Source organism: Deinococcus frigens DSM 12807 (assembly GCF_000701425.1).
Lineage (GTDB): Bacteria > Deinococcota > Deinococci > Deinococcales > Deinococcaceae > Deinococcus > Deinococcus frigens.
In genome coordinates this window covers 1-9,693 of the sequence record NZ_JNIW01000088.1, presented here as the reverse complement: position 1 = coordinate 9,693, position 9,693 = coordinate 1, and the positions used below count along the sequence as shown (strand labels likewise).

Annotated in this window: 13 protein-coding genes and 1 rRNA gene; 4 read left to right on the top strand and 10 right to left on the bottom strand. The window is 67.1% G+C overall.

Features of this window, described 5'->3' with window-relative positions:
- The 3 genes from Q322_RS25020 to Q322_RS0118510 all read left to right on the top strand — a co-directional run.
- The coding region (locus tag Q322_RS25020) for a transposase (protein ID WP_156953155.1) at positions 1–345 on the top strand (345 nt) is incomplete at its 5' end.
- A gap of 207 nt (positions 346–552) precedes the next feature.
- Positions 553–1,866: a glycosyltransferase gene (locus Q322_RS0118515; RefSeq protein WP_051668754.1), complete on the top strand. Its 1,314-nt coding sequence runs from the start codon at positions 553–555 to the stop codon at positions 1,864–1,866.
- An 82-nt stretch (positions 1,867–1,948) separates the two neighbouring features.
- The gene (locus Q322_RS0118510) at positions 1,949–3,439 is read left to right on the top strand and encodes a lipopolysaccharide biosynthesis protein (RefSeq protein ID WP_029479354.1); all 1,491 of its coding nucleotides are present in this window, start codon (positions 1,949–1,951) and stop codon (positions 3,437–3,439) included.
- A gap of 8 nt (positions 3,440–3,447) precedes the next feature.
- Here Q322_RS0118510 and Q322_RS0118505 read toward each other — a convergent pair whose 3' ends face one another.
- From Q322_RS0118505 to Q322_RS0118495, 3 genes are read right to left on the bottom strand one after another with little or no spacing between them, the layout of a single operon-like run.
- Positions 3,448–4,062 carry an IMPACT family protein gene (locus Q322_RS0118505; protein ID WP_029479353.1) on the bottom strand — a complete coding sequence of 205 codons (615 nt, stop codon included), beginning with the start codon at positions 4,060–4,062 and terminating at the stop codon, positions 3,448–3,450.
- A gap of 18 nt (positions 4,063–4,080) precedes the next feature.
- Positions 4,081–4,683 carry an NUDIX domain-containing protein gene (locus Q322_RS0118500; RefSeq protein ID WP_029479352.1) on the bottom strand — a complete coding sequence of 201 codons (603 nt, stop codon included), beginning with the start codon at positions 4,681–4,683 and terminating at the stop codon, positions 4,081–4,083.
- A gap of 9 nt (positions 4,684–4,692) precedes the next feature.
- Positions 4,693–5,313 (bottom strand): DUF4403 family protein, encoded by a 621-nt coding sequence (locus Q322_RS0118495; protein ID WP_281173663.1) that lies wholly within the window; start codon positions 5,311–5,313, stop codon positions 4,693–4,695.
- Positions 5,314–5,369: 56 nt separating this feature from the next.
- Here Q322_RS0118495 and Q322_RS0118490 point away from each other — a divergent pair, with 56 nt between their 5' ends.
- Entirely contained in the window at positions 5,370–5,684 is a 315-nt protein-coding gene (locus tag Q322_RS0118490) for a hypothetical protein (RefSeq protein WP_029479350.1), read from the top strand.
- A 93-nt stretch (positions 5,685–5,777) separates the two neighbouring features.
- Here Q322_RS0118490 and Q322_RS0118485 read toward each other — a convergent pair whose 3' ends face one another.
- The 7 genes from Q322_RS0118485 to Q322_RS0118455 all read right to left on the bottom strand — a co-directional run.
- Positions 5,778–6,269 carry a hypothetical protein gene (locus tag Q322_RS0118485; protein WP_034419259.1) on the bottom strand — a complete coding sequence of 164 codons (492 nt, stop codon included), beginning with the start codon at positions 6,267–6,269 and terminating at the stop codon, positions 5,778–5,780.
- 55 nt (positions 6,270–6,324) lie between these two features.
- Positions 6,325–6,837 carry a 2-amino-4-hydroxy-6-hydroxymethyldihydropteridine diphosphokinase gene (gene folK, locus Q322_RS0118480; RefSeq protein ID WP_029479348.1) on the bottom strand — a complete coding sequence of 171 codons (513 nt, stop codon included), beginning with the start codon at positions 6,835–6,837 and terminating at the stop codon, positions 6,325–6,327.
- Positions 6,834–7,196 (bottom strand): dihydroneopterin aldolase, encoded by a 363-nt coding sequence (gene folB / locus Q322_RS0118475; RefSeq protein ID WP_029479347.1) that lies wholly within the window; start codon positions 7,194–7,196, stop codon positions 6,834–6,836. Before folB ends, folK begins: the two co-directional genes overlap by 4 nt.
- A gap of 22 nt (positions 7,197–7,218) precedes the next feature.
- Positions 7,219–8,052: a dihydropteroate synthase gene (gene folP, locus Q322_RS0118470; protein ID WP_051668752.1), complete on the bottom strand. Its 834-nt coding sequence runs from the start codon at positions 8,050–8,052 to the stop codon at positions 7,219–7,221.
- A gap of 32 nt (positions 8,053–8,084) precedes the next feature.
- Positions 8,085–8,882: an ImmA/IrrE family metallo-endopeptidase gene (locus Q322_RS0118465; RefSeq protein WP_034419261.1), complete on the bottom strand. Its 798-nt coding sequence runs from the start codon at positions 8,880–8,882 to the stop codon at positions 8,085–8,087.
- A gap of 87 nt (positions 8,883–8,969) precedes the next feature.
- Positions 8,970–9,242 (bottom strand): acyl-CoA-binding protein, encoded by a 273-nt coding sequence (locus Q322_RS0118460; RefSeq protein ID WP_029479344.1) that lies wholly within the window; start codon positions 9,240–9,242, stop codon positions 8,970–8,972.
- A gap of 130 nt (positions 9,243–9,372) precedes the next feature.
- Positions 9,373–9,693: ribosomal RNA gene (locus Q322_RS0118455) — 16S ribosomal RNA — on the bottom strand; the annotation flags it as partial.

Here is a 9,693-nt window from a genome sequence, read left to right as displayed (position 1 = left end):
GGGGGATACGGGGGTGGACCTTTTGAAGCCTGGGCAAAAACCACCACTGGGATTGAGGTTGAAGTGGTTCGTCGCCCCGATGAAGGCATCAAGCTCGTCGGTGGCATCGCACAGTTGCCCACCAACACACCGACCGAAGAGCAGTTCCGATTGGCCGTGGAGATGGCACGGCGAGGTGGGAAGGGGTTCAAGGTGGTGCACAAACGCTGGGTGGTGGAACGGACCTTTGCCTGGCTCTTGAACTTCAGACGGCTGAAGGTGGACTACGAGGAGTGTATGCCGATCTCCGAGGGCTTTATTGATGCGGCTGGGAGCTGTATTTTGCTGAATAGGTTGTGCGCTTGACGCCGGGCGATGCACACGGCATGCCCCAAGAATTAGGCTTCAAACAGCCTCTGACATGGCCGCCTGACTGCAATCAGTATGATTGGGGGCTGTGTCCCCGGAGTTTACTTTCGGGTAACGCGCGCGCGCCTATGCTGCCCCGCAGATGACGGCCCTCCCCCCCTGCTGCCCCGCCCAGCCTGCCCGCCTCGCTGCGCCCTCCGCCCGATGAAGGTCCTGCACCTGAGTACCAGTGACGGCGGCGGCGGCGCGGCCAGAGGCGCGTTCTGGTTGCACCGCGCGCTGGACGCGCACCTGGATTCGGGCATGCTGGTGCAGCGCAAGGTCAGCGACGACCCAAAGGTAACGCAGTACCACCCGGCGCTGGCCTCGGCGCTGGCGCGGCGCGCCGAGCGCGTGGTGCGCGGGCGACTGCACCCGGCGCAGTACTTCTCGCCCGCCGCCCTGAATCTGCCGGTTCAGCGTCAGGTTAATGCCCTGCGGCCCGACGTGGTCAACCTGCACTGGGTCAACGACGGCTTCCTGAGTCCCGAGAGCCTGGCGGGCATCCGCGCGCCGCTGGTGTGGACCCTGCGGGACCAGTGGCCCATGACCGGCGGCTGCCATTACGCCCAGGACTGCACTCGCTTTGAGGGCGAGTGCGGCCACTGCCCGGCGCTGGGGTCCACCCGGCCCGGCGACTATTCGCGCAGGTTGCACCGCCGCAAGTCACGGGCCTGGAACCGCCGTCCCCTGACGCTGGTGGCCCTGAGCCACTGGCTGGCCGACGAGGCGCGGCGCAGCTCGCTGTTCGCCGGACGCCGCACGGTAGTGATTCCCAACGCCCTGGATACAGCGGTGTTCAGGCCCCTGGGGCGGGAAGCGGCCCGCGCGGCCCCCGGCCCGCTGGCCGACCTGGGCCTGGCGGCGGGCCAGCGGCTGATCCTGTTCGGGGCCATGAGTCCGCTGAGCGACACCCGAAAGGGCTTCACAGAACTGCGCCGCGCCGCCGAGGTGCTGGCCCGGCGACCCGACGCCCACGGGCTGGAACTGGTGGTCTTCGGGCCGCTGCACGGCCAGACCCCGCCGCCGATGGCCCTGAAGACCCACTTTCTGGGTTCGGTGGACGATGACCACGCCCTGGCCACCCTGTATGCGGGTGCGGACCTGACGGTGATGCCCTCGCTGGAAGAGGCGTTTGGCAAGGTGGCCATGGAATCACTGGCCTGCGGCACCCCGGTGGTCTGCTTTGACAGCAGCGGTCCAGCCGACATCGTGGACCACCGCGTCAACGGCTACCTGGCCCGGCACGGCGACGTGGCCGATCTGGCCGCCGGCATCGCCTTTCTGCTGGATCATCCCCAGCCCCGTGCGCTGGCCGGGGCCGCGCTTGCCAAGGTGACGGCCCAGTACACCTTCAATCGGCAGGCCCAGATGTATTCGGACCTGTATGCTCAGGTGCTCGAAGAGGCCCGCTGGGCGGGTCAGCCGTCCTGGCCCGTTTCTGGTCCTCCCGTCTCTGGCCCAGAGAAAACCCCGTGAGCTGTTCCTCCCGTAGCCCACGCCTCCTGATGAACCATCAGACCTGGACCGCCCAGCAACGCGGCAGACCCGGAGTTCCCCTGTGACCAGTAGCGATCTCAAGAGCCGGACCGTCAATGCCGTGAAGTGGAGCTACCTGACGATGGGCATTGCCACGGTCCTGGGTCTGGTCTTCACGGCCATCCTGTCACGCCTGCTGACGCCTGCCGAGTTCGGCGTGGTGGCGATTGCCTTTGTGCTGCAACGCTTCGGCCAGTTCATCGCCGATCTGGGGGTGGGCCAGGCCCTGGTCCAGAAGCCGGAACTGAGCGGTGAGGACGTGCAGGCGGGGTTCACATCCTCGATTGGGCTGGGACTGCTGGCGACGGTGGCGGCGTGGCTGCTGGCCCCGCTGGCCGGACAGTACTTCAACATGCCCGATCTGGTGATGGTCTTCCGGGGCTACGCCGTCGCCTATCTGCTCAACGCCATGATCATTATCTCGCAGAGCCTGCTGCGCCGCCAGTTGAAGTTCCGCCCCCTGATGATCGGCGAACTGGTGTCCCTGGTCATCGGTCACGGTCTGTTCGGGCTGGGGGCCGCAGCCCTGGGCTTCGGGGCGTTCAGCCTGGCGATCAGCCAGATTGCCCAGGCCCTGATCCAGATGGTCATCCTGTACGCCTACACCCGCCACAGCCTGCGTCTGACCTTCCGCCCCGACTCCTACCGGCACCTGTATGCCTTCGCCACCCGCGTCACCGTCATTAACTTTCTGGAGTTCGTCAGCACTAACCTGGACAGCATCATGCTGGCCCGGCTGTATCCCACCGCACAACTGGGCCTGTACAGCCGGGGATACAAAGCCATCGGCACCCCGGCCATGAGTTTCGCGACCAGCCTGACGCGGGTGCTGGCTCCCTCGTTCAGTGCGGTCCAGAGCGAACCGGAGCGGCTGCGCCGGGCGCACCATTCGGCCCTGCTGGCCCTGCTGATCGTCATTTCCTGTGTCGCGGGCGGCATCTTCGTGGCGGCCCCTGAAGTGGTGGGCGTGCTGCTGGGTTCACAGTTCGTGGGGGCCGTGATCCTGGTCAAGATCTTCGCCCTGGCCGTGCCGTTCATGGCCTCCAGCAACCTGGCAGGGGTGCTGGCCGAGGCCACCGCCAACCTCAGTGTCAAGCTGAGGATTCAGGCCGTGTACACCGTGGGCCTGGCGCTGGCCTTCTGGACGGCGTACAGCCTGGGCGGCAGCATCACGGCCATCGCAACCGTTTTGCTCGGCGGCACGGTGCTGCGAAATTTCGCCCTCGAACTGCTGGCCCGCTCCATCGTGGGCAGTGGGCGCGAAATTCTCCAGTCCTACGGGGTGGGCCTGCTGTGTGGCCTGGGGACCGCCGTTGCATTTTACATTGTGGTCATCCCGCTGCGCAGCCTGGGAACGCCCCTGCCGCTGCTGTTCCTGGCCGAACTGGTGGTGGGCGCAATTGCGCTGTCAGCCGCCATTTTCCTGGGGCCGCCCAACGAACTCAAGACCCTGGCCCAGCGTGCCGTACCTGCGGTGACCAGTCGCCTGCGCCGTGTGGCTGGGCGCGGGTAAGCAGACTTTCAGCCGCTCTCTGCTCCCGCCTCCCCCCGCGTCGCGTCCGCCAGAGCTGCCGTGAACGCCTCCACATCTTCCGGAAAGAGGCACAGCGTCATCTCCACGCCCGACGCGGTGTACTCCTCCTCGCCGCGCGCCGTATCGAAGGTGTCCAGCAGGTGGTACAGAGCGCTCAGGTGCGGGAACGGCACGCGCACGCGCAGACGCTGACGCGGGCGGACCTCCAGCCGGGGCGCAGTTCGCAGGCACTGGGCCGCTGTCCCACCGTAGGCGCGCACCAGGCCACCGGTGCCCAGCTTGACGCCGCCGTGATAGCGGACCACCACGGCCATAACGTGATCCAGTTCCTGCCCGCCGATGGCCCGCAACAGTGGTGCGCCCGCCGTACCGCTCGGCTCTCCGTCGTCGTTGAAGCGGTACTCGGTCCCGATTTGGTACGCCCAGCAGTGGTGCGTGGCGTCGGGGTAGCGTTCCCTGACGGTCTCCAGATATGCCAGGGCTTCCGGCGGCGTGTCGGCCCGCGCGGCGAAGGCCAGAAATTCGCTGTTCTCCACCACGGCGCTGTGGCGGTGTTCCCCGGCCAGGGTGGTGAAGGGGGCCGGGAGGTCAGGGGCAGGCAGGTTAGACACGGCGGAACCCTACAGCAGTCCCCGCTCCACCAGATGCCGCCGCGCGTGGAACAGTGTCAGGCCGCTGGGGCCGTCCTGAATCTCCCCGGCCTCCAGCATGCGGTACGCCTCGGGTAGCGGCACCACCACGCGTTCGATGGTCTCGGTGTCCTCATGGTGGGTGGCTCCCAGGGTCACGTTCAGGGCCAGCGTGGCGTAAAAGACCACGCCGCTGATGCTGGGCTGCGGATAGAAGCCAGGCAGCGGCACCCATTCGTGGGACACGCCGCCCACCTCCTCGAGCAACTCGCGGGCGGCGGCGGGCAGCAACTCCTCGCCGCGTTCCACGCCGCCCGCGACGACTTCCATGATGCTGGCGCGTAGCGGGTAACGGTACTGGCGGATCAGCACGGCCTCGCCCGCCGCCGTCACAGGAAGCACGAACACGGCGCGCGGGCCGCGCGGGCGGTACTGGTACAGCGTTTCCACACCCGCCCTGACCCGCACACGGTCTTCCAGGACCACCCGGTACCCGTCCACCAGCTTGCGACTTTCCAGCGTGTCCCAGGGCTGGGTGTCGTCTTCGGTCAGCGTGGCCCAGTTGGGATGGACCGAGAGGGGGAAATCAGGCATGGGTCCAGGCTAGCGCAGGCCCCCAGGATTCAGCAGTCCACCGGCCTTCAGGGTAACGTGCAGGTCTCCACCCGCCACGGCGGTCAGCAGCAACGCGTCGGGGGTCATCTCCAGACCCGTCACTGCCAGTTGCGTGACCGTGCCCATTATCTCTATGCCGTCCAGCGGCGAGAACGGCAGGCGGGCCTGCGCCTCGGCACGCACCTGCGCCAGCCGGGGGCCGAGGTCCATACGCGCCAGCCGTGTCAGGTACGCCGTCACGCGGGCGTCGGCCAGCAGGCCCAGCAACCGTCCGCTCAGACTCTCCTTGCGGGTATTTAGAGCCACGTCGTCCAGCGTCAGCACCTGCCCGGCCTGGTCCAGCACAGGTTTGCCGGACAGATCGAAGGTGGCCTTCAGGCCCAGCAGCCCGCTACTCTGGACCGAGACGGCAGCGTTCAGGCGCGGCCCGGCAGCGCTGAGCTGAATGCTGGTGACGCGCAGGGTGGGCGCAGTCGGCAGCGGCAGCGTGAAAGTCTGCTCCACCGCCCAAGCTGCCGCCAGTTTCGACAGTTCCGAGTACGGCAGACGAAGGGGCAGGGTCAGCGAGGCGGTGGGAGGTGGGTCAGGGGTCATCGGCCCCCCAGGGATAGCGCATCCCGGCGCTGCACGGGTTTCGGGGCCGCGCTCACGCTAGACTCTGCGCCATGCGAAGCGCGTATCTCACGGCGGCCCGGTCCCTGCAACTGGGGCGCGAGTGGGCCGTCGAGGGCGATCAGTCCCGCGCGCTGGAAGCCTACGCCGACGCCCTGAGCCTGCTGCGGACCCTGCCGCCCGAACGCACCCGCGACGTGCTGCTGGCGCACACCCACCTGGCCTTTTACCAGACCCTGGCCCTGGTGGGCAGTCCCGGCGGCCAGACCCACCTGCATCTGGGCGTCAGTTACGCCCGCAGCACCCGCGATCCCCTGGCCCGCGCGATTGCCGAGGAGTGCCTGAGCGGGCTGGACGTGGTGATGTGACCGGAGGCAGGTACCAGGGTCTTTAACGCAAAAAAAGCCCCCTCCGCTGGGGAGAGGGTTCGGGGAGGGGTCCCTGTCTTTACCGTTCCGGCCTTACTGCCCCGGCAAACCCAACTGCGCCTGCGTTTCCTTGCCCTTGGGGTGCACGCACTGCATGGGCAGTTGGCCCAGCGCGCGGGTCCTAGAACCGTTACGGACAGAGATGGTGGCGGGCGCGGTCAGGGTCCAGCCGCCGCCCTCGATGGTCTCGGTGGCGCGGATGATCTGGGCGGGTTCGGCCTCCAGCTCGGCGTGCAGCTCGTCGCCCTTGGCCAGCGGAGCGCTCTGTTCCACCAGAGTCTGCAAGGGGACGGCCTGCCCCTGCGCGTTCACGGTCAGCTTCTCGGTGTCTTCCAGCAGTTCGCGGCACTGCTCGATAAATTTGTATTTGCTGACGCCATTGGCCTCGCGGTCACTGTAGATCGGGTTACTGCGCACAGCCACGGCGGTCACAAAGCCCAGCAGCGCCACAGTCAGCACAATGGCCACCCACAGCAGCGCGCGGCCCAGGCCGCCATGACGTTTATTGGAGGTCAGTTCGCTCATATCGCCCCGTAGCATAGCGCCGGGGCGGCGGGCAGACGGTAGGCGACGGCCAGATTCAGGCAGGCGGGAACCAGTCGGCCTCTTCCACCCGCAGCCCCGACGCGTCCGCCCGCGCCAGCGCCTGTGCCACCGTTTCCCCAGTCTGTGGATGGATCAGCCCTGCATTCAGATCCGCCAGCGGTGCGAGAACGAAGGCCCGCTCCCAGGCGCGCGGATGTGGCAGAGTCAACCCCGGCCCGGCCTCCACCCGACTGCCGTACAGGATCAGATCCAGGTCCAGCACCCGCGCCTCCCAGCGTTCCCGGCGTTCGCGCCCGGCCCGGGCCTCGGTGCCGTGCAAGGCGCTCAGCAGTTCCAGCGGCGAGAGGCTGGTCCGCAGGCACAGCGCCGCATTCAGGTAATCCGGCTGATTCAGCGGACCGCCGACGGGGGCAGTGCGGTAAAGCTTTGAGACCGCGCGTACTTCACCTAACCGCGCGACTTCCGCTGCGGCCCAGCGCAGGGTGGCGAGTGGCTGGCCCAGATTCGCACCCAGGGCGATGTAGGCGTCGTCATGCGGATGGTTCAAGGCGCAGGCTGCTCCAGCGTCAGCTCGGCGTACACGTCGCGGAACACGCCGGGCAGCGGGGCGAAGGGCTTGTGGACACGCACGGTGACGCGCGCCAGCTTCGGCTGATCGCGCAGGATGCGCCGGGCGATCCGGTCCGTCAGCACCTCGATCAGTTGATGGCGCTGGCCCGTGACCTCTTCCTGAATCGCGGCGTACACGGCGGCGTAATTGACGGCGGCGCTCAGTTCGTCGGGCAGCCCGGCAAAGTCGTAATGCAGTTCGGCGTCCACCGCAAAGCGCGCGCCCAGCACCCCCTCGGTGTCGTAGACGCCGTGGCGGGCGTAAAATTCCAGCCCCTCCAGCACCACCCGGCTCATGCTCGTGTTCCCGGCACAGTCCTCATCCCGGCAAGTCTAGCGCCGCCTGAACGCGCAACGCCTGAACATGGGCCGCCGCCGCGTGCGCCCGCACCACTGCCGCGCCGCTGCGGGCCGCATGCAGGTGCAGGGCCAGCGTGCCGGGATCGCGGTCCCCGGCCTGCGGCACGTCGGCCAGATAATCGATCAGGCGTTTGCGACTGGCCCCCACCAGCACGCCGTCCGGCCCGGTCGTGAGTTGCGGCAGCGCCCGCAGCAACGCCAGATTGTGTTCCCGCGTCTTGCCGAAGCCGATGCCGGGATCAAGCAGCACATCCGGCACGCCCGCCGCCCGCGCCGCCGCCGCCTGCCCGCGCAGGAACGCGAAGACCTCGGCCACCACGTCGCCGTAGTGCGGACTGTTCTGCATGGTGCGCGGCTCGCCCTGCATGTGCATGATGCACAGCGGCGCGCCGGCATCGGAACACACCCGCAGCATCTCGGGATCACGCCCACCGCCCACGTCGTTGACCAGATGCGCCCCGGCCCGCAGCGCCGCCTGCGCCACCTCCGGCTTGAGGGTGTCCACGCTGAGCAGCACCCCGTCTTCCTTCAATTCCCGGATCACAGGGAGAACGCGGTCCAGTTCGGTGTCGGCTGGCACAGGTTCCGCGCCGGGCCGGGTACTCTCGCCGCCGATGTCCAGGATCAGCACGCCCGCGCCGTGCATCTGGCGGGCACAGGCCAGGGCCGCCCCCAGCCCAAAGTGCTGCCCCCCATCGCTGAAACTGTCCGGCGTGACATTCAGGACGCCCATGACCGCCGTGCCGCGCCATTCTACCCGCCAGCCATCCGCACCGCGCTCGCCGCCCGGCATCCGGAACCCAAAGGTCAGGCCGTGCCGAGAGTTCAGACCTCTTCCCTGCGGTCTTGAACTGTACTGGGCTTGACGGGCAAGGCGAAACTGACCAGCGCGCGGTGTCGCTCCGGAAAAACATCCACGTAGGCGGGCATCTTGCGCCCGGAGCGAAAGGGAATGTAGCTGTCCTGGGTGATGGGGATGCGGGTATCCAGCGCCACTGCCACCGGATGATCTTCGGGGATGGGGGTGCCAGGACGCAGGCTGTATTTGACGCCGGGCGCGGCGCTGCTGGCGCGGACGGTCAGTGCCTTGCCGGTGGGCCGCGCGTCGTCGGCGTCGTCTGCCGGATCGGCCTCCAGGCGTGAGACGGCGCACACCGCGTAGATCACCGGAGCCTCGGTGCGCTCGGCCAGGGTGTACAGGGCGCTGGTGGCACTCACGTCGGCGCGGCGGCTCAGCTCGGCCAGCGCGCGTCCGCTGGGGCCGAAGCGGGCCAGCAATTCGGTAATCAGATTCTCGGGCATCAGGATCGCTGCCGCCGCCACATTGCACAACGTTTCAATCACCTCCTCCAGCCGGTCTCCCTCAAAGTTGTCGTGCAGGTCGCTCAGCAGGTCGTCGTCGCCCAGCAGCAGCGCGTGGCCGATCTCGTGGGCCAGCGTGAAGCGCTGCCGTTCCGGGCGCACGCGGCTGTTGATCAGAATGACGCGGTGTTCGGGGTCATACGCGCCGTCGCGGTCCCCCATCGCCATGAACGTCAGGGTCACGCCGTCCAGTCCCGACATCAGACTGTGGGTATCCAGACCAGGCAGCGCCTGAGCATAGTCGGCGGCCAGCTCGCGCATCCGCGCCTTGGCCGGGGCCAGCACAGGGGACAGGCCAGCCGTATCAGGACTGGGTTCAGGAACGGGGAGGTCCGCCACCCGCCCAGCTTACTTCAGCCCGCCCACCTGAAGCGACCTGACCAGCTCCACGTATGCCTGCTGCGCTTCCTCTGACGACTTGCCGCGCACGGCGTCCCAGGCATCATATTTGGCCGCGCCCACGAAATCAAAGCCACCTGGACGCTCTGTCCCGGCGTCACCTGTGGTGCCCTGTTTGTACAGGGCGTACAGTTTGAGCATCACGTCGTTGCCGGGTTTTTTGGGCAAATTTTGGACGTCCTGTTGGGCCTGAACAAAGGCAGCTTGAAAGTCAGCGGTCATATCTTAAGTCTATCTGGTGTTGGTCAGTCAGAAGACAGGCAAAGAAGCGCCCCCAACTTTCGTTGGGGGCGCTGGGGCAGATGAGATAAAGATTCTCACGAATCATGATGAACGCAGTGCGGAACCGTGTAAAGGAGGTGATCCAACCGCACCTTCCGGTACAGTTACCTTGTTACGACTTCACCCCAGTCATGTACCACAGCCTAGACGCCTGCCGTAAAGCTCCCGGCGGTTTGAGCTGCAATATACTCCCGTGGTGTGACGGGCGGTGTGTACAAGGCCCGGGAACGTATTCACCGCGGTATGCTGACCCGCGATTACTAGCGATTCCAACTTCACGGAGTCGAGTTGCAGACTCCGATCTGAACTGGGGATGGCTTTTGGCGATTCGCTCACTCTCGCGAGTTGGCTGCGCGTTGTACCATCCATTGTAGCACGTGTGTAGCCCAGG